The organism is Pseudomonas sp. HP_12 (assembly GCF_055283955.1).
On record NZ_JBTOQG010000013.1, the window covers coordinates 13,667 to 37,159 of the forward strand.

The following is a 23,493-nucleotide window of genomic DNA, read 5'->3' on the forward strand; positions in this document are numbered from 1 at the left end:
GATTCCCTTTACAAAATATGGTCGGGACGGAGTGATTCGAACACTCGACCCCTAGCACCCCATGCTAGTGCGCTACCGGACTGCGCTACGCCCCGACTAGGCGTTACTCACTGCTACTTCTGTGTTGCGGGTTCTTGCGAAAGCGTCGAGGAATATACCCTAAGCTTTTGAATGATGGAAGTATTTCGGCTTACCACGTGAAGTCATTTACGCAGCACGACCAGGACATCTTCCAGCTCGACAATCATCTGTTTGATCAGCTGCTTGTACTGCAGCGAATCATCCTTGACCTCATCGCTGGACATGCGCAAACGCGCGCCGCCAATGGTGAAGCCCTGATCGTAAAGCAGCGCGCGGATCTGGCGGATCATCAGCACGTCCTGTCGCTGATAATACCGACGGTTTCCGCGGCGCTTGACCGGGTTGAGTTGAGGAAACTCCTGCTCCCAATAGCGCAGAACGTGCGGTTTGACCGCGCAGAGCTCGCTGACTTCACCAATGGTGAAGTAGCGTTTGCCGGGGATAGGCGGTAGCTCGTCGTTATGACTTGGTTCCAGCATAAGCCTCAACTCGGGCCTTCAGTTTCTGCCCTGGGCGAAAGGTGACCACACGGCGAGCGGTAATCGGGATTTCTTCCCCTGTCTTGGGATTTCGGCCCGGTCGCTGGCGTTTATCGCGCAGATCAAAATTGCCGAACCCGGACAATTTGACCTGCTCGTTATCTTCCAGAGCGTGCCTGATTTCCTCAAAGAACAGCTCGACCAGTTCCTTGGCTTCTCGTTTGTTCAGGCCTAGCTCTTCGTACAGACGTTCGGCCATCTCAGCTTTCGTCAGAGCCCCCATACGCTACATCCTTAACGTGGCGTTTAACCTTGCCTCTAGCGAGGTGAGAATTTGCTGCGTCGAAGCGTTTACCTCATCGTCGGTAAGAGTGCGCGATGGATGTTGCCAGGTCAAGCCGACTGCAAGGCTTTTTCTAAGCGGATCAATGCCTTTACCCTGGTAAACATCAAACAGCCTGAGGTCTGTGAGCCATTCCCCTGCATTCTCAAGAATAACGTCCAGCACGGCGGTCGCGGAAACATCACGATCAGCCAGCAGCGCCAGGTCGCGACGCACTTCCGGGAAGCGTGAAAGCTCATGGAATTTCGGCAGGCGACCGGTCGCCACTTCAGCCAGAACCAGCTCGAAGACGAACACGGGACGATCAAGGCCCAGGGTCTTCGACAGTTCCGGGTGCAGTGCGCCGATGTAGCCCACTTCTCGCCCGTCACGCTCGATACGTGCAGTCTGACCCGGGTGCAACGCGGGAAGGCTTCCGGGTACGAAACGGAAATCAGCCTGCGCACCGGCAAAGCCCAGCACCGCTTCGACGTCGGCCTTGACGTCGAAGAAGTCGACGACATCACGGCCCTGCGCCCAGCCTTCCGGCAGACGGCTACCACAGATCACACCGGCCAGCATCGGCTCTTGCTTCAAGCCTTCCAGTTGACCGACAAAACGCAGCCCGCTCTCGAACAGGCGCACGCGGTCCTGCTGGCGATTGAGGTTGTGCTGCAGCGACTTCACCAGGCCCGGCCACAGGGACGAGCGCATTGCCGACATGTCAGCCGAGATCGGATTGGCCAGCAGCAGCGGCTCAACACCCGGGCTGAACAGCTCGAACCATTTCTGATCGATGAAGCTGTAAGTGATTGCTTCCTGATAACCGCGAGCCACCAGCAGACGACGCAACGCTGGCAGATCACTCCGAGCCTCGGCACGCGGTTGCGGTGCCAGACGCGCCTGCGGGTAACGAACCGGCAGACGGTTGTAACCATGGAGGCGGGCCAGCTCTTCAATCAGATCGACTTCGAGGGTGATATCGAAGCGGTGGCTCGGCACTTCGACGCGCCACTGCTCGCTGGCTTGAGGCGTGACGGTGAGGCCGAGCGCCGTCAGCAGGCGCTCGATTTCAGCTGCGTCCATCTTCATGCCCAGCATCTGCTCGATACGCTCGGCACGCAGAATGATCGGCTCAACCGAAGGCAGGTGCTGATCGCTGACGGTTTCGATGACCGGACCAGCTTCACCGCCCGTGATCTCCAGAAGCAGGCCAGTGGCACGCTCCATGGCTTCACGAGCGAGCTGCCAGTCAACGCCGCGCTCATAGCGATGGGACGCGTCGGTGTGCAGGCCATAGGACCGTGCCTTGCCGGCAACGGCAATTTGATCGAAAAAAGCGCTCTCAAGGAAAATATCGCGAGTGGTCGCGGACACGCCGCTGTGCTCGCCACCCATGACACCGGCGATGGCCAGGGCACGCTGGTGATCGGCGATGACCAGAGTATCAGCGCGCAGGCTGACTTCCTGTCCATCCAGAAGCACGAGCTTTTCGCCCTCTTCCGCCATGCGCACACGAATGCCGCCGTTGACCTCGGCAAGGTCGAACGCGTGCAGCGGCTGACCCAGCTCAAGCATCACGTAGTTGGTGATGTCGACTGCGGCGTCGATGCTGCGGACGTCCGAGCGACGCAGGCGCTCAACCATCCACAACGGCGTAGGACGCGACAGGTCGACATTGCGGATGACGCGACCCAGATAACGTGGGCATGCCGCAGACGCGATCACGTCTACAGGACGCACTTCATCGTGCACGGCCGGAACCACTGCCACCTGTGGACGCGTGACGACTGCGTCATAGAGCGCCCCCACTTCACGGGCCAGACCCGCGACCGACAGGCAGTCACCGCGGTTGGGCGTCAGGTCGACCTCGATGCTCGCGTCGTCCAGTTCGAGATAAACGCGCACATCCTGACCCACCGGCGCGTCGGCCGGCAGCTCCATCAGACCGTCATTGCCCTCACCCACCTGCAGCTCGGCTTGGGAGCACAGCATGCCGTTGGACTCGACGCCCCGCAGCTTGGCCTTCTTGATCTTGAAATCGCCCGGCAATTCGGCGCCGATCATGGCGAATGGAATCTTCAGGCCGGGACGTACGTTTGGCGCGCCACACACAACCTGAAAGGTTTCGGCGCCATTGCTGACCTGGCAAACGCGCAGCTTGTCAGCGTCCGGGTGTTGCTCGGTGCTCAACACCTCGCCCACCACAACACCGCTGAAAACGCCCGCTGCCGGGGTGACGCTGTCTACTTCAAGGCCGGCCATCGACAGACGAGCAACCAGCTCGTCGCGGGACACTTGCGGGCTTACCCAGCCACGCAGCCATTGTTCACTGAATTTCATCCTGCTCTCCTAAAGAATTCGTTACGGGCGACCTAGCGAAATTGCGCGAGGAACCGCAAGTCGTTGTCGAAGAACAGGCGCAAGTCGTTGACGCCATAACGCAGCATCGCCAGACGCTCTACGCCCATACCGAAGGCGAAGCCCTGGAATTCTTCCGGATCGATCCCAGACATGCGCAGCACGTTCGGGTGGACCATGCCGCAGCCCATGACTTCAAGCCAGCCGGTCTGCTTGCACACGCGGCAGCCTTTGCCGCTGCACATCACGCATTCCATGTCGACTTCAGCCGAAGGTTCGGTGAACGGGAAATACGAAGGACGGAAACGCACTGCCAGCTCTTTTTCAAAGAACACGCGCAGGAATTCCTCGATGGTGCCTTTCAGGTCGGCGAAGTTGATATCGCGGTCGACCAGCAGGCCTTCGACCTGGTGGAACATCGGGGAATGGGTGATATCGGAGTCACTGCGATACACACGGCCCGGGCAGACGATGCGGATCGGAGGCTTCTGCAATTCCATGGTGCGGACCTGGACCGGTGAGGTATGGGTGCGCAGCAGCATGTTCGCATTGAAATAGAAAGTGTCATGCATCGACCGGGCCGGGTGATGGCCTGGGATGTTGAGCGCTTCGAAGTTGTGGTAATCGTCTTCGACCTCAGGGCCTTCGGCGATGCCGTAGCCGATGTGGGTGAAGAACTGCTCGATTCGTTCCAGAGTGCGGGTGACCGGGTGCAGACCGCCAGTGGTCTGGCCACGGCCAGGCAGGGTCACGTCAATGGATTCGGCCGCGAGCTTGGCCGCAAGATCGGCCTCCTCGAACGACGCCTTGCGCGCATTGAGAACCTCTGTGACACGCTCCTTGGCTTCGTTGATCAGCGCGCCGACCTTCGGACGCTCATCAGCAGGCAGATTCCCCAGGGTCTTCATCACCTGAGTCAATTCGCCCTTCTTGCCAAGGTACAGAACCCGGATTTGCTCCAGGGCATTGATATCTTCGGCGCTTTGCACAGCCTCAAGTGCTTGAGAGACCAGCGCGTCCAGGTTTTCCATGTACAGACTCCAGATACAAAATAGGGGAAGAGCTTACAAGGCTCTTCCCCTATTTATGACGTTTAACACCGAACCCCAAGCGGGGTCCGGTGATTGCCGGGGACTTAGGCCAAAGTGGCTTTAGCTTTCTCGACAATCGCAGCAAACGCCGCTTTTTCGTTCACTGCCAGATCAGCCAGAACCTTGCGGTCGATCTCGATCGACGCTTTTTTCAGGCCAGCGATGAAACGGCTGTAGGACAGACCGTTGATACGCGCACCAGCGTTGATACGAGCGATCCACAGAGCGCGGAACTGACGTTTTTTCTGACGACGGTCACGGTAGGCGTATTGGCCAGCCTTGATTACCGCTTGCTTGGCAACACGGAATACGCGTGAACGCGCGCCGTAGTAGCCTTTAGCAAGTTTCAGAATTTTTTTGTGACGCTTACGGGCAATGACGCCACGCTTTACACGAGCCATGAGTTAATTCCTCTGTTCTTGATCAAAATTAGCAAAGGCGCAGCATGCGCTTGACTTTTGCCACGTCGGACGGATGCAGCAAGCTGCTTCCACGCAATTGACGCTTACGCTTTGTCGACATTTTGGTCAGGATGTGGCTCTTGAAAGCGTGCTTGTGCTTGATGCCATTCGCGGTTTTCAAAAACCGTTTAGCTGCACCACTTTTAGTCTTCATCTTTGGCATGTTCGGATACTCCGCATTCAGTTGATAAACATAACCGCAAGGCCTGCCGTGCCCTGGTGGTTATTTCTTCTTTTTCGGGGCGATGACCATGATCAGCTGGCGTCCTTCCATCTTAGGATGCTGTTCGACCGAGCCGTATTCGAGCAGGTCAGCTTCAACCCGCTTCAACAACTCCATCCCCAGCTCCTGGTGGGCCATCTCACGACCGCGAAATCTCAAGGAAATCTTGGCCCTGTCCCCGTCACTCAGGAAACGTACCAGGTTGCGTAGTTTTACCTGGTAATCCCCTTCCTCCGTCCCTGGACGAAACTTGATTTCTTTAACCTGGATCTGCTTCTGATTCTTCTTGGCGGCAGCAACCTGTTTCTTCTTCTCGAAGATCGATTTGCCGTAGTCCATCAGTTTGCAAACAGGGGGTACTGCATCGGCGGAAATTTCCACCAGATCTAGTTTGGCCTCTTCAGCCTTAAGAAGCGCGTCTTCAATTGACACAATCCCAAGCTGCTCACCCTCAGCCCCAATTAAACGAACCTCACGTGCCGAGATATTCTCGTTGATCGGGGCTTTCGGTGCAGCTCGTTTATCTTGTCTCATTTCACGCTTAATAATAATTACTCCGAATCTTGGCGACCACGCCGGGAAACCGCTTGTGCAAGGAACTCCGAGAACTGGGCGACCGGCATCGAGCCAAGGTCTGCGCCTTCACGTGTACGCACAGCGACAGTTTGTGTTTCAACCTCCCGATCCCCAATCACCAGGAGATACGGAATTTTGAGCAACGTATGCTCGCGGATTTTAAAGCCGATCTTTTCATTTCTCAAGTCGGACTTGGCACGGAATCCGCTTTGCGCCAATGTTTTTTCCACCTCAAGGGCAAAATCAGCCTGTTTATCAGTGATATTCATGATCACTGCTTGAGTTGGAGCAAGCCACGCAGGGAAGGCGCCTTCGTAATGCTCAATCAGGATTCCGATGAAGCGCTCGAAGGAGCCAAGGATTGCGCGGTGCAACATGACCGGGTGCTTGCGACCGTTGTCTTCCGACACGAATTCGGCGCCCAGACGGATCGGCAGGTTGAAATCGAGCTGCAGAGTACCGCATTGCCAGACGCGACCCAAGCAATCCTTGAGAGAAAATTCGATCTTCGGACCGTAGAACGCGCCCTCGCCCGGTTGCAGATCGTACGGCAGACCCGCGCTGTCAAGGGCTGCAGCCAGTGCAGACTCGGCGCGATCCCACAATTCATCGGAACCGACACGCTTCTCAGGACGGGTCGACAGCTTCATTTCGATGTCTTTGAAACCGAAATCGGCGTAGACGGCCATGGTCAGCTTGATGAACGCGGCGGATTCAGCCTGCATCTGTTCTTCGGTGCAGAAGATATGCGCGTCATCCTGGGTGAACGCCCGCACGCGCATGATGCCGTGCAGCGCACCCGAAGGTTCGTTGCGGTGGCAGGCGCCGAATTCGGCCAGACGCAGCGGCAACTCGCGGTAGCTTTTCAGGCCCTGATTGAACACCTGCACGTGGCAAGGGCAGTTCATCGGCTTGATGGCGTAGTCGCGGTTTTCCGACTCGGTGGTGAACATGTTCTCGGCATAGTTCGCCCAGTGCCCGGACTTCTCCCACAGGGAGCGGTCGACAACCTGAGGCGTCTTGATCTCGAGGTAGCCGTTTTCGCGCTGGGTCTTGCGCATGTATTGCTCAAGAACCTGGTAGAGCGTCCAGCCGTTCGGGTGCCAGAACACCATGCCCGGGGCTTCTTCCTGGGTATGGAACAGGCCCAGGCGCTTGCCGATCTTGCGGTGATCGCGTTTTTCGGCTTCTTCAATGCGCTGGATGTAAGCCGCCAGCTGCTTCTTGTCCGCCCACGCCGTGCCATAAACGCGCTGCAGTTGCTCGTTCTTGGCATCGCCGCGCCAGTAGGCGCCGGACAGCTTGGTCAATTTGAATGACTTCAGAAAACGGGTGTTCGGCACGTGCGGACCGCGGCACATGTCGACGTATTCTTCGTGGTAGTACAGGCCCATGGCCTGCTCGTTCGGCATGTCTTCGACCAGACGCAGCTTGTAGTCTTCGCCACGGGCCGAGAACACTTCGATCACTTCCGCACGCGGCGTGACCTTCTTGATGACGTCGTAATCCTTTTCGATCAGCTGCTGCATGCGCTGCTCGATCGCCGACATGTCGTCCGGCGTGAAAGGACGCTCATAAGCGATGTCGTAATAGAAGCCATCATCGATGACCGGGCCGATCACCATCTTTGCAGTCGGATAGAGCTGCTTGACGGCATGGCCGACCAGGTGCGCGCAGGAGTGACGAATGATCTCCAGGCCTTCCTGATCCTTGGGGGTAATGATTTGCAGGCTCGCATCGGTATCGATGATGTCGCTGGCGTCAACCAGTTGACCGTTGACCTTGCCGGCCACGGTGGCTTTGGCCAGGCCCGCACCAATGGATGCTGCGACCTCGGCAACGGATACCGGGTGATCGAAAGAACGTTGACTGCCGTCGGGAAGAGTAATAGTTGGCATGGCGCCTCCTCTCCTAGTGGTGACCCCTACCAAAGGTCACGTGGGTGGGATAGAGCCAGTACGCGATTCGGTGGTATGCCTGCCTCACAGTGGCAGGAGCCCGAAGGCCAACCTGAAGACCGAACCAGAGTGACTGGAACTTACGAAATCGACAGAACTTGCAGCAGGGCAACGGGGCCCCGCGAGACGCGAGCTAATCTGCAGGCGCGCATGCTATCACAGCGTTACGGCAGGGTCAGCTAAACGGTGGTGGGTGCTGCACGGGGATCGGCAAATGAACCGAGACGCAGCGGCGCCACGGAACTGGTGCGCTTCAAGGGCCTCAGATTATCGGTAGTACCTGTTCAAGGCCTGACACCTCGACGGCCACCGACAAAAAGGAATCCACCATGAAGCTTCTACGCGTTGCCGCCCTTCTCGCCCCGCTTGCCCTGACACTGCCCCTCAGCGCTCATGCCGCGATGGATGCGAAAACCAAGACCAGCTACATGAACGAATGCACCACCGCAGCCACCCAGAGCAATCCATCGATGGACGCCAGTGCAGTGAAGGCGCATTGCGAGTGCGGCGCTCAACAAATCAACCAGAACTTCTCGGACAAGGAGATCGCGTCGCTCAATGACAAAACGACGCCTCCCAGTACCGATATGACCTCTCGTCTGCAGGCGGCGGTGAGCAAAAATTGCCTGAATGGCAAAAAATAAAAAATTTACATTTCCTTGATGCCCCAGACCGGGGCGTAAAGAAGGACCTATCGACCGACACCCTGAAGCCCGCGAATTCAGCGGGTTTCAGGGGTTGAAGAAGAGTTCGCCGCTGAACGCGCCGACCGGGCTAAACAGGCCTACGGGGCCCATTTGGGGCGTTATATCGAAGATGCTGACGCAAAGTTCTAATCGAAAAAGTCCAGCATTCACACAATTCGACTATGATAGCGCTCGTGTGCCCAGTTGGCCTGAGCAACACAGCACTACTGAAAATTATGTTCCTGGAGATACACCATGTCTAATCGCCAATCCGGCACCGTAAAATGGTTCAACGATGAAAAAGGCTTCGGCTTCATCACCCCACAGGGTGGCGGCGACGACCTTTTTGTACATTTCAAAGCCATTGAATCCGACGGTTTCAAAAGCTTGAAAGAAGGCCAGACTGTTTCCTTCGTGGCTGAGAAAGGCCAAAAGGGCATGCAAGCTGCTCAGGTTCGCGCGGAGTAATCCCAGCGATCTGAAAAAACCCCGTCACTGACGGGGTTTTTTTATGCCTGCAATTCCGTAATGCGCTGACGTTAACCGCAATTGACGCGGTTCACTTTCCCTGAATCATCGGTGTTCAGGTTCAGACGGTCCGAGCGGTATTCCAGTGTCACAATGTCGTTGGGCCCGAGCACTCTAGCGGTCTGCGCGCCGGCCTTGGCCTTCGCCTGGTCCAGCAATGCCGCTGACGCCGGTTTGCCGACAGCGAACTGCACCGCTGCCGCGTCACAACGGGCATAACCATCAGCGGAACTGGCCGGGGAACTGGCGACGCTCTCCTCAGGCTGGCTCGAAGACTCCGACGTGCTGCTGCAACCGGCCAGCAGCGCTGCGGCGAGCACCAGACCCGATGATGCGTATTTCCAGGGCATACAACCTCCTAACGTTTAACTGAATCAGAACCTCTGCGACAGCGGTCCAGCGGCTTCGTTTCGCCACGCGCAAGCCAAGGCATGTCGATTACAGCGCAGGAGTCTGCCCGAGGCATCGCCTGCCCGGCCTGTTCAAATCGTGACAAAACGTTTAAGGCACGCCCGCAGGACGGGCTGAACAGGCGGGCGCGAGTCAATAGACGTCGACGTAATCGGTGGTGGGATTGGCCCAGTTGTCCCGCAGGGCGTTGTAGATCTGCGTCACCCATACGGCATCGCTGGCAGCCACCGGGCCCACGCAACCGGAGCCGGCCGCCCAGGTCTCCAGACGAAACAGCAGTCCGCCGATGTCGACGCCGCCCACCGCGTCACTGGAAACCCACGCACGGCCGTCGCGACCGACGCGCAGTTGGTTGTGCACGCCATCCCGCGCCGCCGCGATCATTTGCCGGACAGCGTCGTGGGTAAAGGAATCGGGATTATTGAGGTCGATAGACACGGTTTTGCACCTTGATTGCTCTGCGCCCCGCAGCGGGATGCCACGCGGCGCAGCACTGCAGATTTACTTCAAAAGACCAAGGCGCTGAGTCAACAGGTCAAAAAAGCCTTGGGCATCGCCGTTTTCGACCCAGAACACATTTTTGTTCTGAGCGAGGGTGTCATACCAGTCCGCAACGGTCTGGCCGTGGGTCACACCCTCACGGTTATCGATCACCAGATTGACCTGTCTGCCGCTGAACAGCTCCGGCTTGATCAGCCAGGCAATCACGCTCGCATCATGCACCGGCCCGCCGGGCAGGCCGTAATGGACCATATCAGCCTTGACGTACTCGTTGAGGATACCGCTGACCAGCTTGCCAGCCTGATTGTTCAGGCCATCGATCTGCTTGATGCGCGCTTCGCTGGTGAGGATCTTGTGGGTGACATCCAGCGGAACGTAGGTCAGCTTCACGCCGCTGGCCAGGACAACCTTCGCCGCATCGGGGTCGGCGTAGATATTAAACTCGGCCACTGGAGTGATGTTGCCACCGTTGAAGTGGGCGCCGCCCATCACCACGACTTCCTTGATGCCCTGGGTGATCTCCGGCGCCTGAATCAGCGCAAGCGCCAGATTGGTCTGCGGCCCGAGCATGGCGATGGTGATGCTGTGGGGCGCAGCTTTCTTCAGGGTGTCGACCAGGTACTGCACGGCATTGCCTTCAGCCAACGGCTTCTTCGGCTCATGCACTTCCACGCCCGGCAGTCCTTCCTTGCCGTGGATGTTCTCGGCGTAGATCGGCGTGCGCACCAGTGGCTTGCCGGCACCGGCGTACACCGGCACTTCTTCACGGCCAGCCCATTCCCGAGCCAGCCGGGCATTACGCGAGGTCTTGTCGATGCGCACATTGCCCGCCACGGTGGTGATCGCCATGACGTTGAGTTCTTGGGGCGACGCCAGCGCCAGGAGCAGTGCGACGACGTCATCGGCGCCCGGGTCGGTGTCGATGATTACGTCGCGCTTCTCGGCGGCATGCACCGACGTGGCGGATAAAATGGCCAACAGCGCGGCACTCCTGATCAGTCCGGTGAAAAAATGACGGGTTGTATTCATGGGAACTCCTTGTTCCTGACGGCTGAAGATAAAAAACCGGCGTTAAAAAACCACGCCCGCCACGAGCGCGATGTTGGTGTACGGCTGGCATTCGCCGGTGCGGATGATAGCCCGGGCGCCGCGGCTGAGCTGTTTCAATGCCTCATGACTCACCAGGCGTTGCTCACCGAGGCTGCCCGAGGCCTGCAAGCTCGAAACAGTGGCCAACGCTGGCGGTTGTTTCGACAGCATCTCTTCGGCGAGGACGTGACTCTCGACCTGCATTTCAGTCAGCACCACATTCAGCACGCTGAGAAAATCGGGCACACCATGGGTCAAGGCCAGATCGATCAGCTCCACGCCAGCCGGGACGGGCATGCCCGCGTCGACGATCATCAGGATGTCGCCGTGGCCGAGAGACGCGATGGCGCGGGACAAGGCAATGTTGAGCAGTGGGGTTTTTTTCATGATGAATGCCCTTGTGCTGCAGAGGCCTGAACCTCGGCAAATGTCGGAATGGAAGGTTGGGCGCCGGAACGGGTCACGGACAGCGCCGCTGCGACCTGACCGAAGCGAATGGCGTCCGACTCGGATTTGCCATCGGCCAGCGCCGCCGCGAAGCCGCCGACGAAGGTATCGCCTGCCGCCGTGGTGTCAACGGGCTGTACTTTGGGTGCCGGGAAGTGCTCGGAGCGCGACGCGCTGACGAACAAGGCGCCCTGCTCGCCCAGCGTCACGATCACCTTGCTGACGCCGGCTTTAAGCAGTGCTGATGCAGCGGCGTCTGCGCTGGCGGTGCTGTCGACGGGCAAACCGGTCAGCGCGGTGGCCTCGCTTTCATTCGGGATCAGGTAATCGATCCAGGCGAACCACTCGGCCGGCAGCGGGCCACTGGCCGGCGCCGGGTTGAGGATGACGGTCTTGCCCAGTTCGTGGCCGCGCTTGAGCACGTGGCCGACGGTGTCGAGCGGCACTTCAAGCTGGCAGATGATGACTTCGGCCCCGGACAGCAGCGCATCGAAGCTGTCCACCACGGACGCGGTGACGTGGCCGTTGCCGCCGGCCACGATCACGATAGCGTTCTGGCTGCTGTCATCGACGACGATCAGCGCAACGCCGGTGGACTCGCCGGAGACCGGGGTCACTGCCTGGCAATCGATGCCTTCGGCCAGCAGCGCGGTGCGAAGTTGTTCGCCATAGGCATCATCGCCGACGCAACCGACCATGGCGACACTGGTGCCCAGTCGTGCCGCCGCTACCGCCTGATTGGCGCCCTTGCCGCCCGGCACGGTGACGAACGACTGCCCGGCCAATGTTTCTCCGGCCCGGGGCAAACGCGGCGCGCGCGTCACCAGGTCCATGTTCAGGCTGCCCACTATCACTACTTTTGCTTGCATGACGTCTACTCTTCAGAACGCTTTCTAGACCGGGCGGAGCGCTCGGCTTAACGAAATTCGGTAAATACCTGGGGTGGAGGCGCTGTGGATTCGCGCAGCACGATACTCGGCGCAACGACCAGGTGTTCGACAGCGGTTTCACCCCGCGAGGAGATCCGCCGCAGCAGCATCTCGGCAGCGCGCTCGCCCAGTTGCAGAATGGATTGGCCGACGGTGGTCAGGGCCGGGTAAACGTATTGGCTCATCTGGATGTCGTCGAAGCCGATGACCGATAGGTCCGCCGGGACCCGCACGTTCCGCTCGGCAGCAGCGCGCAACACGCCGATGCCGACCATGTCGTTGGCCGCAAAAATCGCCGTCGGCGGATCCTGCTCCAGCAGTTTCACCGCAGCAAGATAGCCACTGGGGCCGGTGAAATCGCTTTCTACCACCCAGCTTTCCGGCACGTCGACCGACGCTTCCTGCATCGCCCGGTGATAGCCCGCCAGACGCATCTTCGCCACGCTGGTCTGCGCCGGGCCGCAGATACAGGCGATTTTCCGGTGGCCCAGGGACAGCAAATGCGACGTCGCCAGATACGCGCCCAGCTCATGGTCGATGCGCACCAGGTCAGCCGTGACGCCATCCAGATCGCGGTCGACGATGACCAGCGGCGTGCGAACCGCGGACAAGCCCTCGACGAGGCTGTCTCCGCCGCCCACCGACGACACGATCAGGCCGTCGACGCGTTTTTCCAGGAGCACGCGCAGGTAACTGCGCTGCTTGTCGGGGTTGTCATCGGAGTTGCAGAGGATCACGCAGAAACCGTTGCGCTCGCAGTAATCCTCGATGCCCCGTGCCAGTTCGGCGAAGTACGGGTTGATGCCGTTGGGAATCAACAGGCCGATGGTCGCCGTGGCCTTGGCCTTGAGCGACCGCGCAACGGCGCTGGGCACATAGTCCAGCTGCACGATGGCGGCCTCGACCTTCTTTCGTACTTCCTCGCTGACCGGTCGGGTGCGGTTAAGGACATGGGACACCGTGGTGTAGGAAATCCCGGCAATCGCCGCTACATCCTTGATGGTTGCCATGTCAGCCGCGCCGCCGCGCGCGATTGCTGCGGTAGGTGTCGAGGACCACTGCAACGACGATTACGGCGCCGGTGATGATGCGTTTGGTTGGCTCGGTCGCGCCGATCTGCGCCAGCCCTGCGGCCAGGACCGAGATGATCAGCACACCAAAGAAGGTGCTGATCACCGAACCGCGCCCGCCCATCAGGCTGGTGCCGCCGATGACCACCGCCGCAATCACTTGCAGTTCGAGCCCGGAACCGGCGTTAGGGTCAGCGGCTTCCAGGCGCGAAATCTGGAACAGCGCGGCAACGCCCGCCAGCAGGCCCATCAGCGAGAACACCAGGATCTTGTAGGGCTTGGGATTGATGCCCGCCAGACGCACGGCTTCCTCGTTGGTGCCGATGCCGATCAGGTAGCGGCCAAACACGGTGCGCGTCAGCACGGCCTGGGCGGCGAAGATGACGATCAGCGCGATGACGAACGACGGCGAGATGCCAAAGGCAAAGGGGTTGGACAGCCACGCAAAGGAGTCACCGATGTACGCGGTGCGCGAGTCGGTCAGCTGATACGCCACGCCGCGGGCCATTTCCAGCACGCCGAGGGACACGATGAACGAGGGAATGCGCCACGCCACGGTGATCGAGCCGGTCAGGGTACCGGCCGCCGTTGCGCAGGCGATGCCCAGCAACGCCGACGGAAACACGCCCCAGCCCCAGCCGAGCATGGCCACACTGACCGCCGACGCAGCCAGCGCCAGCACCGACCCCACCGACAGGTCGATGCCGCCGATGATCAGGATGAAGGTCATGCCGACCGCCAGCACCATCAGGTCGGGAATCTGGTTGGCCAGAGTGCTGAAGGTTTCGTACGACAGGAAATGATCGCTGAGCAACGAGAACAACACGATCATCGCCAGCAATGCGCCCGCCAGCCCCAGGTAAGTGCCCAGGCCGAAGTAGTTGCCGCTGCGCTTGCCCGGAGACGGCAGCGCGGCAGGAGAAGTAGAAGTTTTCATCAGTCGATCCTGGGCGCGGCTTCAGACAGCAGCGCGTCACGTTTTTGATAGCCCGCGAAGGCAGCGGCAAGCAGTTCGTCCTGGGTCCAGGTGTCGCGCTCGAACGTGTCGATCAGGCGCCCGGCAGACAGCACGCCGATGCGGTCGCAGATCAGCATCAGCTCGCGCAGATCACTGGACACCACCACCAGCGCCCTGCCCTGACGGGTCAGTTCACCCAGCAGCGCGTAGATGTCGAACTTGGCGCCGACGTCGATCCCGCGGGTGGGCTCGTCGAACAACATCACCTGGCAATCGCGCTCCAGCCAGCGGCCGATCACGACCTTCTGCTGGTTGCCGCCCGACAGCTCCGACACCAGTTGCGTCGGGCTGGAACTGCGAATGCGCATGGCGCCCACCTGACGCTGAGCCAGCGCGATTTCAGAATTGCCGTTGACCACGCCGGCACTGGAAATGGCTTCCATGTTGCCCAGCGCAATGTTGGCGCTGATCGATTGCGACAGCAGCAAGCCCTCGCCCTTGCGGTCTTCGGTGATCAAGGCAATGCCGTGACCCACGGCGTCCACCGGCGACTTGATCTGCACGCTGCGCAGCGGGCTGCCGACTTCGATGCTGCCGCTGTCGGCCACGTCCGCGCCGTAGATCAGCCGCAGCAACTCGGTACGTCCGGCGCCGATCAGCCCGGAGATCCCGAAAATTTCACCGGCCCGGACATCAAAGGAAACGTCGCGGACCTTGTCGGTGCGGCTCAAGCCTTTGACCGACAGCGCCACCGCGCCGATCTTGCGCTCGCCCAGATCGATCTTCTCGCCCAGTTCACGGCCCACCATCAGCGTGACAAGTTGCTCGCTGTTGTAATTGGCCATGAAGTCGACGCAGACCAGCTTGCCGTCGCGCAGCACGGCGATGCGCTGGGCAACGCGGGCGAGTTCTTCCAGGCGGTGAGAGATGTAGATAATGGAAACGCCACGGTCCTGAAGACGCGTGATCTGCTCGAAGAGCATTTCCACCTCGCGCGCCGTGAGCATCGCCGTTGGCTCGTCGAGGATCAGCACATGGCAGTCGCCGATCAGGTTGCGGGCGATTTCGACCATCTGTTGATGGCCAATGCCCAGTTCGCTAACCAGCGTGTCCGGGTCAATGGCCTCAAGGCCGACCTGGGCCATGGCCTTGATCGCATCTTCGCGCAGCTTGCGGCGATTGATGAAACCGGCGCGGCTGGGCAGGTTGTCGAGAAACAGGTTTTCCGCCACCGACAGCGTCGGCAGCAGATTGAGTTCTTGCATGACCATGCGCACGCCAAGCTTTTCGGCCTGGGTGCGACTGCCAGGCTGGTAGGGCTGCCCCTGAAACTGCATCTGGCCGGTGGTCGGTGTGACCAGCCCGCCGATTATTTTCGACAGCGTGCTTTTGCCGGCGCCGTTTTCCCCGGTCAAGGCCAGCACTTCCCCGCGCATCAGCGTCAGGTCGATGTCACCGAGTACAGGTTGGGCGTAGGTTTTGCCAATACCACTGACAGATAGAACAGCGGCCTGAGCAGACGCTGACATAACGATCTCCACGCACCTGCCCTCACGGGCAGGCGGTACATATTTGGAAAACTGCGGGTTTGGAATGTGTTGGCTGAGAAACCAGGCCGGCTTATTGCGGCTTGGTCACCAGCTCGACCGGGGTTTCGATCACGCCGTTGGTGATCTCGAGCTTCTCGCCCTTGACCATCTTCAAAGCGGTGTCGATACCGAACACGGCCTGACGCGCCGCGAACTGGTCGGCGGTGGCCAGAATGCGGCCGTCTTTCAGCATCGGCTTGATGGCATTGATGTTGTCGTAGCCGACCACCTGAACCTTGCCCGCCTTGCCTGCCGCACGTACTGCCGAGACAGCGCCCAGCGCCATGCTGTCGTTGCCGGCCAGCAGCGCTTTCAGGTTCGGGTATTCGTTGAGCATGGCGGACGCAACGGCGTTGCCCTTGTCGATTTCCCAGTTACCCGACTGCGTGGAAACGATCTTCATCTGCGCAGCGTCCATCGCGTCCTTGAAACCCGCGGTGCGTTGCTGCGCGTTGGTGGTGGTCGGAACGCCTTCGATGATCCCGACTTCGTCACCCGCCGTCAGTTGCTTGGCCAGGTAGTCACCCACCAGCTTGGCGCCCTTGCGGTTGTTCGGGCCTACGAACGGCACTTCCATGCCCTTGCTTTTCAGCACGTCGGCGTCAAGCTGGTTGTCGATATTGACGACTTTGATGCCCGCGTCCATGGCCTTCTTCAGGACCGACGCCAAGGCCTTGGAATCGGCCGGGGCGATGACCAGCGCGTCGACTTTCTTGACGATCATCTGGTTGACGATGTCGATCTGCGCGGCCGTGTCGGACTCGTTCTTGATGCCGTTGGAAATCAGGTCAAAGTCAGCGGAATGCTCTTTTTGATAGACCTTCGCGCCGTCTTCCATGGTCAGGAAGAATTCGTTGGCGAGGGATTTCATCACCAGCGCGACGGTCGGCTTTTTAGCGTCGTCGGCAAAGGCGGATGAGAGAGGCAGGGTTGCAGCGGAAGCGGTGAGCATGGCAACAGCAAGAAGGCGTGCAGCGAATGGCAGCTTCATGGAATCACTCCGACATTATGATTGTTGTTATCGGCAGCGTTTACGCGTCGGGGGATGCATCGACGAAATCGCAAACGTTTGCGTGAGCGAAACTATGGGAACCGTTCAAGCATTTGTCAACTGTGCAAAGCGGTCAAAAGAGGCGGGCCGTGTGTTGCCCTGCTCCTCCGATCACCGTTGCAGCGCTGGCGGCCTGCACCCTGAATCGGAGGATAGAAAGGAAGGGTGAATCGTGCCTCGGTTGTCGTGGGCCTTACTGAGGAATTACGCGCGTTCCTGGTGGGCGGTCGGACGTCGGCTGGCTGAGTGGAGCTTCAAGTCTTCTTTGAGCGTGGCAATGAGGTTGGCGATGGCGCGGCTGGAGTTGAGCGAGCTGACCGGAATACCCCCGGCCAAGAGATCGGCGTGGCCCCGCTCGCGGTCAAAAATCTGCACCATTATTTGGTCGTTGGCATCGATGGTGCATTTGCACTTGGCAGGCAGAAAACCTGATTCGACGATATGGCAGAGTTCAAGTGTAGAGATCATGGCAAATTTCCTTATTTAGTTATGCACGGTGGATGTCGCCAGGTTCCAGCAATTCCGCGAGTTTCACAGGAATGGGACGAACGGGCATGACGTGGCTCACGAGGGACACGTCCCAAGGGTCATTCAACGGGATTGCCTGGCGGCGTAATCAGACAAATGCTGCCTATACGACCTGCTGGATGGCGTAAATGCCGCGGGTTTGACTGGTTAATGAGAGCGGCAAGCCAGTAAGCTGGGCGCCATTCAAAATGGCCATTCGCCAATATCCTTGAGCGGCAGTGAACTAATCTGGCCCGCGACGGCCAGAGGGGCTCGCACTGCAACACGGCAGTCGCTGCACAAGCAAGATTTCTAAAGTATTCGGAGCGCATGATGGGTCGGGCAAACAACGAGTTTGAGTTCTGGTGGGGCACGTCGGGGCCTTGGGTCGAGCCACCAAACGTGCGCCGCAACGGCACCAGCGGTGTGCAACGCGTTGTGCATGACGGCAAGACGCTTTACGTGAAACGCCAGACGGGCCACCTGTTTCGCAGCTTCCGTTACCCGACAGGCCGCCCGACTGCACTGCGTGAGGGCATTGCGCTGACAAAACTCGAGGAACTGGGCGTCAACGCACCACGACCTGTTTTTTATGGCGCACGCAAGGTTGCGGGTGTATGGCAAGGCGTTCTGGTGACCAAGGATCTGGGCGGTTTCATCGATCTTGATACCTGGTATGCCCAGGGCGGTGCCAGCACCTTGAGCGTCGAGCAACATCAGCGACTCTTCAAGCGCCTGGCCGAGACCCTGGCAAAGATGCACCTGGGCAAGTGGCAGCATGGCTGCATGCGCTCCAAGCACATCTTCATCAAGGCGACGGTCACCGACACGCGTTTTGATTTTGAGCTGGCGCTGCTGGATCTGGAAAAATCCCACGGCCGGATCACCACCCTGGGCGCGGCGCGTCACGACATTCCGCAGCTCAGGAGGCACTCGTTCTGGGACGAGTCCCAGTGGCAGTATTTCCTGTCGTGCTACGAACAGGCCATCGGCCGAGCCGTATAGGCGAAGCAGCCACCCTTCATGCCATTGCAGCACCTGGCATGAAGGGTACGGCGTGAAGGGCTCAATCCATCAGGATGCGTGACCGGCCTGCTCGCTGATCAATGCCGGTGCTTTCGGGTCGTTGATCACCTGCGCCACTTTCGACGCAATGTCAGCGCGGCTGAAGGGCTTGGCCAGCACCTCGAAACCGGCAATCTGCGTCGACGAATCGCTGGTGTACCCCGTGACGACCAGCACCGGCAGCGCAGGCAGGACTTCGCGCAGACTCAAGGCGAGCTGGGTACCGCTTTTTTCGGCCATCAACTGATCGGTGATCAGCACGTCCGGCCGCAACCCGGCGCTGACCATCTGCTCGGCAGCGGACGGCGACGCCGCTTCGGTCACCCGATAGCCCAGGTCACGCAGTTGCAGCGCAACGGTGTAGCGGACCAGTTCCTCATCATCCACCACCAGCACGTGAAAAGGGTGATCCGCGGCGGGCGCCGAGTCGCCCTCGCCTTCTGCCGGTGTCAGCACATCCGCGCTCGACACGGGCAGCCAGATGTCAACGCGCGTGCCGAGACCCGGCGCCGACTGAATATCAAAACCACCGCCCGATTGCAGGGCCAGCCCCTGCACCATCGACAATCCAAGACCGGTGCCCTTGCCGACGCCTTTGGTTGAGTAGAACGGCTCGACGCAGCGTTGCAGCACTTCCTCGGTCATGCCGCTGCCGTTATCCGACACTGTCAGCCTGACGTAGCAACCCTGCGCCGGCGCCGGGCCCAACCCCGGACTGTCGGCAATCACCTCGGGACGCGCGCTGATTTTCAGGTAGCCGCGTTCGGCGATCGCGTCCCGGGCATTGACCGCGAGATTGAGCACGCCCAGTTCAAGCTGATGGGGGTCGATGAGTATGTTGGGCAGATCTGCGGGAATCTCGACGATTACTTCGATGGTCGGACCCAGCGAGCGCTGGATAAGGTCACGCATGTCGTTGACCAGGCTGTCCAGCGCCACCACCTGAGGCTTGAGCGTTTGCCTGCGAGCAAAGGTCAGCAAGCGGCCGACCAGAATTCGCGCGCGATCTGCGGCCTGCAGTGCGGCATCGATCAAGCGATGGGAGCGGTCATTGCTGACCGGCTGGCGCCGCAGCAACTCCAGCGAGGTCATGATCGGCGTCAGCAGGTTATTGAAGTCATGGGCGATGCCGCCGCCGAGCTGACCGACCATCTCGATCTTGCGCGACTCGTGCAGCAGCGAAATGGCCGCCTCGCGCTCGGCCACCATGGTCGCGACGCGCTGTTCGAGGCTTTCGTTGAGCTCGATCAGTTGATGTTCGGCACCCACACGCGCGGTGATGTCAACGCAAACAAACAGCAAGCCGCTGAGGTGTTGTTGCGCGTCGAGCAGCGGCGTCACGTGAGTCTGCACCCATACGACCGAGCCATTGGCGCGCACATGGTGCTGAGTCAGCTCGAAGGGCGCTTCGGCGGTCAGGAAGTTCTCATGGAACATGGACTGCGTGTCAGGCGCGCGGTCGTTCTGTAAATCGAGGATTGAGCGGCCGTCGATGGCCCGGCGCTGCAGCCCCATGATGTCGCAGTAGCGATCATTGACCTGCTGAAACACGCCTCGGTGATCACACAGCGCAATCCCGGCGCCTGCCTGTTCGAACATCCCGGCCAGTTGCGCGGAACTGGCGTGCAGCGCCGATTCAGCCCGCGTGTGGTTGATCCATTGCCAGCCCAGTTTGGCTGTTTCTTCGATGATGTGAATGTCATGGGGGCTGCAGACCCGTTGCCCGTCGAACTCAACCGTGAACACGCCGGCCAGGACGTCATGGCGCATCAACGGCACATGCACGGCCAGACTCGTTGTGCGGTCTTGCTGAAGAGCAACGCCGCGAGGGTCAGCCAGAACGGCGTCAGCCTTTATCGCCGCTTGCACGGTAAAGCCCTGGCGCAACGCAGAACAGCTGTCATCGCTGACGGCGATCAGCCCTGATCGGGTCGTCACGTCACCCTGCCGGTATTCACGGCGAATGACGAAGTCGCCCTGCTCGTCAGCCTCCGCGAGGTGGACTCGGGTGGCGCCCAGCTCGCGCCCGATACGCCGGATGACGTCCGCTTCGATCTGCTCGGGGTCGCGAATGGAAGGCAAGGCCTGCCCCACCTCAAGCAGCAGCGCCTGACGACGTTCGAAATGCACGCGCTCGGTGGTTTCGGTCACAACGCAGAGCACGCCGCCCACGGCCCCGTCGCTCTGGTGTACCGCAGAATAGGAGACGTCAAAGTAAACGGTTTCGCCGTAGCCGTGGCGTTCGATATAAAAGGCACGGTCCTTGGCAGCAAAGGTTTTCCCGGTTTCACGCACGCCGCGCAGCAGCGGCTCGAGGTCGTCCCACAACTCGCGCCAGTTCTCGACCGCAGGCCGGCCAAGGGCACGGGGATGTTTCTCGCCGATGCTCGGCGCATAGGCGTCGTTGTAGAGCGCCACGAATTCAGGTCCCCAAAAGAGCACAATCTGCGCCTGCACAGGGAGAATCGTGCCCATGAGGGCCTTCAGACTGTCCGACCAGTCGGAGGGCGCGCCGAGGGGCGAGCCGTCCATCAATGGGGACTGAAGCAGATCACCGACCGCACCGCCGTTGGCAAGGAAACGCAGGGGTGCTGCGCTGAACCCGGTGTTGGGTGGGGTATCCATAATTAGGGCCTGAGAGGAAATATCGTGAGCAGAAAGCCTCGCTTAGAGCGACGGCAATGCGAGGACGTTCCATTCAGATCGGGACGAGTTTGCCTACAGCGCGGGCCCGGCGGCCATGCCAGCCGGGCCCTGGAGTGGCTCAGTCCTCTTCTTTGACGGTGGCTACCTCGTCAGCGCGCACGCGGATGGTTTTGCCGGAGATGTCCTCGAACTCATAAAAGCCGTCTTTGCTCTTGGTCTTCGGCGCATCCTTGGTCACGTACTGCGTGCCGTTCTGCAAGGTGACTACGGTCGACGTAGAGCAACCCGCCAACGCTGCACAACAGGCGAACGCGACCGGCATCAGCAATGATTGAATCTTCATAAAAGCCTCCTGGTGTGTAGGGCTCAAGCGTCATGCGCTCGAACGCTGAATCGTCATCTAGCAGATCAGATCAGCGCCATCGACTTTGGTTCGCAATCCCGGACAATCAACCGAAAAATCAGCGACTTGGGTCAAAGGAGGTTTTTGTCCGATCCGCTGTTGCGAAACGTCCGACACTCAAATACTGTATGCGCATACAGCGAACAGGAGGGTCACTTCGTGTCTGACACCAACGCATCAACCGCAGCATCGCCAGGGCACTACGAGCGCATGGCCGTGCGGGTTCAGAAAATCATCAACTCGCAGAGCGCACAGAAAGCCCGCGCGGCGCTGATTTTCCGGCTTGCGGACGAACTCGAAGACGACTGGAAGCAGTTGCTGGAAGAGATCGACGAGAACGACAACGTGACCCTGGCCTGGCGGGACGACGGCGGCGTGCAGATTTTCTGGACCGTGCCCAAGGAAGATTGACCTGCCGGCGTCCTTGAGGCCGAGGTCATGGCCAGACATCCCCGCTACGACAGTGATGGCCGCAGGCGCACAGCTCGCGGCCATCGACTCGTCACCGCTTCACCCCGAATCAATCTCCCTCGATGAATAACCCAGTTGGATAAACATGCTTAGATTTTGTGTCGCTCTGCTTTTGTCTTTCACTTTCCTGCAAACCGCTTCCGCTGACGTCAACATTGGCACCTGGAACCTGGAGCACCTGAGCGTGCGCCCGAACAAGGACTTTCAGGGCATCGCCAAAGTCGCGCAGAAGGTGGACTTTCTCGCGGTTCAGGAGCTGATGAGCGAAGACGCGCTGGAGGCGCTGGCCAAGGAGCTGACCCGGCAAACCGGCAAGCACTGGAGCTCAATGGCGTCCCATGCCGTGGGCCGCTCTTCCTACAAGGAAATGTACGGATTCGTCTGGCGGGATGATGCCGTTGCCTATGAAGACGGCGCCGTGAGCTACCTGGACCGCAGCGACACCTTCGAACGCGAGCCCTACTCTGCGCAGTTCCGCTCGCTCAAGGACGGCAAGACCTTTGTCGTGGCCACCGTGCACATCCTGTATGGCAAGAACCAGGCGGACCGCGCTTCGGAAATCGTCGCGCTGTCCAATTACTGGACCTGGCTGCAGGAAACCTACCCGGGCAACAACCAGATCATGTTGATGGGCGACTTCAACACCCCGCCCAACTCGCCCGCGTGGGACAAGCTCGACAGCAGCGCCAGGCCGCTGGTACTTGATGGCGCGAGCACGCTGTCGACGAAGGACGGCAAATTCGCCAACCTCTACGACAACATCTTTATCAGCAAGCAGTCGGCGATCCGGGTGAACAAGGTCGAGGTGTTCGATTACCCGACATTCCTCGGCGTGACCCACGCCAAGGGCCGTGACAGCGTGTCCGATCACGCACCGATTTTCCTCAGCGCCAATTTGAGCGGTGGCAACGGTGCTGCCGGGGCGTCTGCCGTGACCGCCAAGGCACCGCCCACTGCAAGCAATCCGATGAAGCCTGCTGCGAGTGGCGGCGGGAACCCGGCGAACCTGACGCTGGCGATTCGCGGCAACAAGAAGACCATGGTGTACCACCGTCCGGACTGCCCTTCGTACAACGCGATTGCCGAGAAAAACCGGGTGGAGTTCAACAGCCCGGCGGCTGCCGAAGCGCAGCATTATCATTTGGCCGGCAACTGCCATTGATCCGCAGCGGCGCGCGCCGATCCCTGCTCAAGTCGCCTGCCACGCCGTGAAAGGCGACTTGAGTGGCTGCCCAACGCCGAATCACCCCCCAGTCATTTACGCGCCAGGTCGTGCTGGATGCAGCCCTCGTAGTAGGTTTGCTTCACTGCGGCGGGTTTGAGCTTCGAAGGGCTTTTGTAGGTCTGTTCCGTGATGCCCAGCGCCATCTTGCTCATCCACGGCTTGGCGAACTTACGGCTCTGCAGTTTTTTGCGCGCGCTGTAGAGGGTGGTGCCAGAAAGCTTTGACTGCTGCGCCGCCCCCGCGACACCTGCTCCCCATTTGCAGACCTGCAGGTCGTTCTTGCTGAGGTCTTTGGCGTGCGCGGTCACGGACACCGCTGCCAGAAAAACCGCCACTACCGCCAAGCCCACACTGCGCATACAGGT

The 23,493-nt window shown here is 59.9% G+C and carries 26 protein-coding genes and 1 tRNA gene; 5 read left to right on the forward strand and 22 right to left on the reverse strand.

The features are described from left to right. Positions 1 to 18: 18 nt before the first annotated feature. From ACYASU_RS12060 to thrS, 9 genes are all read right to left on the reverse strand, one after another. Positions 19 to 95, reverse strand: a tRNA-Pro gene (locus tag ACYASU_RS12060). Between the two features lie 108 nt (positions 96 to 203). Next, positions 204 to 560 carry a MerR family transcriptional regulator gene (locus ACYASU_RS12065; protein ID WP_074887387.1) on the reverse strand — a complete coding sequence of 119 codons (357 nt, stop codon included), beginning with the start codon at positions 558 to 560 and terminating at the stop codon, positions 204 to 206. Continuing rightward, positions 541 to 843, reverse strand: coding sequence for an integration host factor subunit alpha (gene ihfA, locus ACYASU_RS12070; RefSeq protein WP_002553164.1), 303 nt, complete (start codon positions 841 to 843; stop codon positions 541 to 543). Before ihfA ends, ACYASU_RS12065 begins: the two co-directional genes overlap by 20 nt. 3 nt (positions 844 to 846) lie before the next feature. Further along, on the reverse strand, positions 847 to 3,225 hold the full coding sequence (pheT, locus tag ACYASU_RS12075; RefSeq protein WP_463582949.1) for a phenylalanine--tRNA ligase subunit beta: 2,379 nt from the start codon (positions 3,223 to 3,225) through the stop codon (positions 847 to 849). Between the two features lie 32 nt (positions 3,226 to 3,257). Then, positions 3,258 to 4,274 carry a phenylalanine--tRNA ligase subunit alpha gene (gene pheS, locus ACYASU_RS12080; RefSeq protein WP_463582950.1) on the reverse strand — a complete coding sequence of 339 codons (1,017 nt, stop codon included), beginning with the start codon at positions 4,272 to 4,274 and terminating at the stop codon, positions 3,258 to 3,260. Between the two features lie 104 nt (positions 4,275 to 4,378). Beyond that, positions 4,379 to 4,735, reverse strand: a complete 357-nt coding sequence (gene rplT, locus ACYASU_RS12085; protein ID WP_007905879.1) for a 50S ribosomal protein L20 — start codon at positions 4,733 to 4,735, stop codon at positions 4,379 to 4,381. A 28-nt stretch (positions 4,736 to 4,763) separates the two neighbouring features. Continuing rightward, the gene (rpmI, locus tag ACYASU_RS12090; RefSeq protein ID WP_003442181.1) at positions 4,764 to 4,958 is read right to left on the reverse strand and encodes a 50S ribosomal protein L35; all 195 of its coding nucleotides are present in this window, start codon (positions 4,956 to 4,958) and stop codon (positions 4,764 to 4,766) included. Positions 4,959 to 5,018: 60 nt separating this feature from the next. Continuing rightward, positions 5,019 to 5,570: a translation initiation factor IF-3 gene (gene infC / locus ACYASU_RS12095; RefSeq protein ID WP_172613086.1), complete on the reverse strand. Its 552-nt coding sequence runs from the start codon at positions 5,568 to 5,570 to the stop codon at positions 5,019 to 5,021. Continuing rightward, positions 5,570 to 7,492: a threonine--tRNA ligase gene (thrS, locus tag ACYASU_RS12100; protein ID WP_463582951.1), complete on the reverse strand. Its 1,923-nt coding sequence runs from the start codon at positions 7,490 to 7,492 to the stop codon at positions 5,570 to 5,572. Before thrS ends, infC begins: the two co-directional genes overlap by 1 nt. Positions 7,493 to 7,881: 389 nt before the next feature. Between thrS and ACYASU_RS12105 the strand changes: the two genes are divergently transcribed. Both ACYASU_RS12105 and ACYASU_RS12110 read left to right on the forward strand, forming a co-directional pair. Then, positions 7,882 to 8,196 (forward strand): hypothetical protein, encoded by a 315-nt coding sequence (locus ACYASU_RS12105; protein ID WP_133771120.1) that lies wholly within the window; start codon positions 7,882 to 7,884, stop codon positions 8,194 to 8,196. A 297-nt stretch (positions 8,197 to 8,493) separates the two neighbouring features. Next, complete coding sequence (locus ACYASU_RS12110; protein ID WP_065991529.1) at positions 8,494 to 8,706, forward strand: cold-shock protein; 213 nt, start codon at positions 8,494 to 8,496, stop codon at positions 8,704 to 8,706. Positions 8,707 to 8,777: 71 nt separating this feature from the next. Here ACYASU_RS12110 and ACYASU_RS12115 read toward each other — a convergent pair whose 3' ends face one another. From ACYASU_RS12115 to ACYASU_RS12160, 10 genes are all read right to left on the reverse strand, one after another. Next, the gene (locus ACYASU_RS12115) at positions 8,778 to 9,116 is read right to left on the reverse strand and encodes an I78 family peptidase inhibitor (protein WP_282373371.1); all 339 of its coding nucleotides are present in this window, start codon (positions 9,114 to 9,116) and stop codon (positions 8,778 to 8,780) included. A gap of 193 nt (positions 9,117 to 9,309) precedes the next feature. Continuing rightward, positions 9,310 to 9,615, reverse strand: coding sequence for a hypothetical protein (locus ACYASU_RS12120; RefSeq protein WP_463582952.1), 306 nt, complete (start codon positions 9,613 to 9,615; stop codon positions 9,310 to 9,312). Between the two features lie 63 nt (positions 9,616 to 9,678). After that, positions 9,679 to 10,707 (reverse strand): nucleoside hydrolase, encoded by a 1,029-nt coding sequence (locus ACYASU_RS12125; protein ID WP_463582953.1) that lies wholly within the window; start codon positions 10,705 to 10,707, stop codon positions 9,679 to 9,681. Positions 10,708 to 10,749: 42 nt separating this feature from the next. Next, positions 10,750 to 11,154 (reverse strand): D-ribose pyranase, encoded by a 405-nt coding sequence (rbsD, locus tag ACYASU_RS12130; RefSeq protein WP_282373367.1) that lies wholly within the window; start codon positions 11,152 to 11,154, stop codon positions 10,750 to 10,752. Continuing rightward, positions 11,151 to 12,083 carry a ribokinase gene (gene rbsK, locus ACYASU_RS12135; protein ID WP_463582954.1) on the reverse strand — a complete coding sequence of 311 codons (933 nt, stop codon included), beginning with the start codon at positions 12,081 to 12,083 and terminating at the stop codon, positions 11,151 to 11,153. Before rbsK ends, rbsD begins: the two co-directional genes overlap by 4 nt. 47 nt (positions 12,084 to 12,130) lie before the next feature. Then, positions 12,131 to 13,153 (reverse strand): LacI family DNA-binding transcriptional regulator, encoded by a 1,023-nt coding sequence (locus ACYASU_RS12140; protein WP_192171989.1) that lies wholly within the window; start codon positions 13,151 to 13,153, stop codon positions 12,131 to 12,133. A gap of 1 nt (position 13,154) precedes the next feature. After that, a complete protein-coding gene (locus tag ACYASU_RS12145) occupies positions 13,155 to 14,150 on the reverse strand; it encodes an ABC transporter permease (protein WP_122538241.1) in 996 nt (331 codons plus the stop codon). Then, the gene (locus ACYASU_RS12150; RefSeq protein ID WP_423574356.1) at positions 14,150 to 15,700 is read right to left on the reverse strand and encodes a sugar ABC transporter ATP-binding protein; all 1,551 of its coding nucleotides are present in this window, start codon (positions 15,698 to 15,700) and stop codon (positions 14,150 to 14,152) included. Before ACYASU_RS12150 ends, ACYASU_RS12145 begins: the two co-directional genes overlap by 1 nt. 91 nt (positions 15,701 to 15,791) lie before the next feature. Continuing rightward, positions 15,792 to 16,751 carry a sugar ABC transporter substrate-binding protein gene (locus ACYASU_RS12155; RefSeq protein WP_192171991.1) on the reverse strand — a complete coding sequence of 320 codons (960 nt, stop codon included), beginning with the start codon at positions 16,749 to 16,751 and terminating at the stop codon, positions 15,792 to 15,794. A 264-nt stretch (positions 16,752 to 17,015) separates the two neighbouring features. Next, entirely contained in the window at positions 17,016 to 17,279 is a 264-nt protein-coding gene (locus ACYASU_RS12160) for a DUF1652 domain-containing protein (protein WP_282371560.1), read from the reverse strand. Positions 17,280 to 17,651: 372 nt separating this feature from the next. Between ACYASU_RS12160 and ACYASU_RS12165 the strand changes: the two genes are divergently transcribed. After that, positions 17,652 to 18,323, forward strand: coding sequence for a lipopolysaccharide kinase InaA family protein (locus tag ACYASU_RS12165; RefSeq protein ID WP_346629870.1), 672 nt, complete (start codon positions 17,652 to 17,654; stop codon positions 18,321 to 18,323). Positions 18,324 to 18,392: 69 nt separating this feature from the next. On the opposite strand, the gene ACYASU_RS12170 is transcribed toward ACYASU_RS12165, so the two are convergent. Both ACYASU_RS12170 and ACYASU_RS12175 read right to left on the reverse strand, forming a co-directional pair. Beyond that, positions 18,393 to 21,008 carry a PAS domain-containing protein gene (locus ACYASU_RS12170; protein WP_463582955.1) on the reverse strand — a complete coding sequence of 872 codons (2,616 nt, stop codon included), beginning with the start codon at positions 21,006 to 21,008 and terminating at the stop codon, positions 18,393 to 18,395. Positions 21,009 to 21,147: 139 nt separating this feature from the next. Beyond that, positions 21,148 to 21,372, reverse strand: a complete 225-nt coding sequence (locus tag ACYASU_RS12175) for a YgdI/YgdR family lipoprotein (RefSeq protein WP_037010898.1) — start codon at positions 21,370 to 21,372, stop codon at positions 21,148 to 21,150. Between the two features lie 270 nt (positions 21,373 to 21,642). On the opposite strand from ACYASU_RS12175, the gene ACYASU_RS12180 reads away from it, so the two are divergent. Both ACYASU_RS12180 and ACYASU_RS12185 read left to right on the forward strand, forming a co-directional pair. Next, positions 21,643 to 21,843, forward strand: coding sequence for a DUF1654 domain-containing protein (locus tag ACYASU_RS12180; protein ID WP_074887522.1), 201 nt, complete (start codon positions 21,643 to 21,645; stop codon positions 21,841 to 21,843). 172 nt (positions 21,844 to 22,015) lie between these two features. Next, positions 22,016 to 23,065, forward strand: a complete 1,050-nt coding sequence (locus tag ACYASU_RS12185; protein WP_192171996.1) for an endonuclease/exonuclease/phosphatase family protein — start codon at positions 22,016 to 22,018, stop codon at positions 23,063 to 23,065. A 92-nt stretch (positions 23,066 to 23,157) separates the two neighbouring features. On the opposite strand, the gene ACYASU_RS12190 is transcribed toward ACYASU_RS12185, so the two are convergent. Continuing rightward, positions 23,158 to 23,487, reverse strand: coding sequence for a hypothetical protein (locus ACYASU_RS12190; RefSeq protein WP_192171997.1), 330 nt, complete (start codon positions 23,485 to 23,487; stop codon positions 23,158 to 23,160). Between the last annotated feature and the right edge of the window lie 6 nt (positions 23,488 to 23,493).

Coding starts and splice junctions, on each gene's coding strand:
- ACYASU_RS12160 (WP_282371560.1), bottom strand. CDS start 17,279: ATGATCTCTACACTTGAACTCTGCCATATCGTCGAATCAGGTTTTCTG.
- rbsK (WP_463582954.1), bottom strand. CDS start 12,083: ATGCAAGCAAAAGTAGTGATAGTGGGCAGCCTGAACATGGACCTGGTG.
- thrS (WP_463582951.1), bottom strand. CDS start 7,492: ATGCCAACTATTACTCTTCCCGACGGCAGTCAACGTTCTTTCGATCAC.
- ACYASU_RS12140 (WP_192171989.1), bottom strand. CDS start 13,153: ATGGCAACCATCAAGGATGTAGCGGCGATTGCCGGGATTTCCTACACC.
- ACYASU_RS12115 (WP_282373371.1), bottom strand. CDS start 9,116: ATGCCCTGGAAATACGCATCATCGGGTCTGGTGCTCGCCGCAGCGCTG.
- ACYASU_RS12155 (WP_192171991.1), bottom strand. CDS start 16,751: ATGAAGCTGCCATTCGCTGCACGCCTTCTTGCTGTTGCCATGCTCACC.
- rpmI (WP_003442181.1), bottom strand. CDS start 4,958: ATGCCAAAGATGAAGACTAAAAGTGGTGCAGCTAAACGGTTTTTGAAA.
- ACYASU_RS12110 (WP_065991529.1), top strand. CDS start 8,494: ATGTCTAATCGCCAATCCGGCACCGTAAAATGGTTCAACGATGAAAAA.
- ACYASU_RS12145 (WP_122538241.1), bottom strand. CDS start 14,150: ATGAAAACTTCTACTTCTCCTGCCGCGCTGCCGTCTCCGGGCAAGCGC.
- ihfA (WP_002553164.1), bottom strand. CDS start 843: ATGGGGGCTCTGACGAAAGCTGAGATGGCCGAACGTCTGTACGAAGAG.
- ACYASU_RS12150 (WP_423574356.1), bottom strand. CDS start 15,700: ATGTCAGCGTCTGCTCAGGCCGCTGTTCTATCTGTCAGTGGTATTGGC.
- pheS (WP_463582950.1), bottom strand. CDS start 4,274: ATGGAAAACCTGGACGCGCTGGTCTCTCAAGCACTTGAGGCTGTGCAA.
- rbsD (WP_282373367.1), bottom strand. CDS start 11,154: ATGAAAAAAACCCCACTGCTCAACATTGCCTTGTCCCGCGCCATCGCG.
- ACYASU_RS12105 (WP_133771120.1), top strand. CDS start 7,882: ATGAAGCTTCTACGCGTTGCCGCCCTTCTCGCCCCGCTTGCCCTGACA.
- rplT (WP_007905879.1), bottom strand. CDS start 4,735: ATGGCTCGTGTAAAGCGTGGCGTCATTGCCCGTAAGCGTCACAAAAAA.
- pheT (WP_463582949.1), bottom strand. CDS start 3,225: ATGAAATTCAGTGAACAATGGCTGCGTGGCTGGGTAAGCCCGCAAGTG.
- ACYASU_RS12065 (WP_074887387.1), bottom strand. CDS start 560: ATGCTGGAACCAAGTCATAACGACGAGCTACCGCCTATCCCCGGCAAA.
- ACYASU_RS12175 (WP_037010898.1), bottom strand. CDS start 21,372: ATGAAGATTCAATCATTGCTGATGCCGGTCGCGTTCGCCTGTTGTGCA.
- ACYASU_RS12165 (WP_346629870.1), top strand. CDS start 17,652: ATGGGTCGGGCAAACAACGAGTTTGAGTTCTGGTGGGGCACGTCGGGG.
- ACYASU_RS12125 (WP_463582953.1), bottom strand. CDS start 10,707: ATGAATACAACCCGTCATTTTTTCACCGGACTGATCAGGAGTGCCGCG.
- ACYASU_RS12180 (WP_074887522.1), top strand. CDS start 21,643: ATGGCCGTGCGGGTTCAGAAAATCATCAACTCGCAGAGCGCACAGAAA.
- ACYASU_RS12190 (WP_192171997.1), bottom strand. CDS start 23,487: ATGCGCAGTGTGGGCTTGGCGGTAGTGGCGGTTTTTCTGGCAGCGGTG.
- ACYASU_RS12170 (WP_463582955.1), bottom strand. CDS start 21,008: ATGGATACCCCACCCAACACCGGGTTCAGCGCAGCACCCCTGCGTTTC.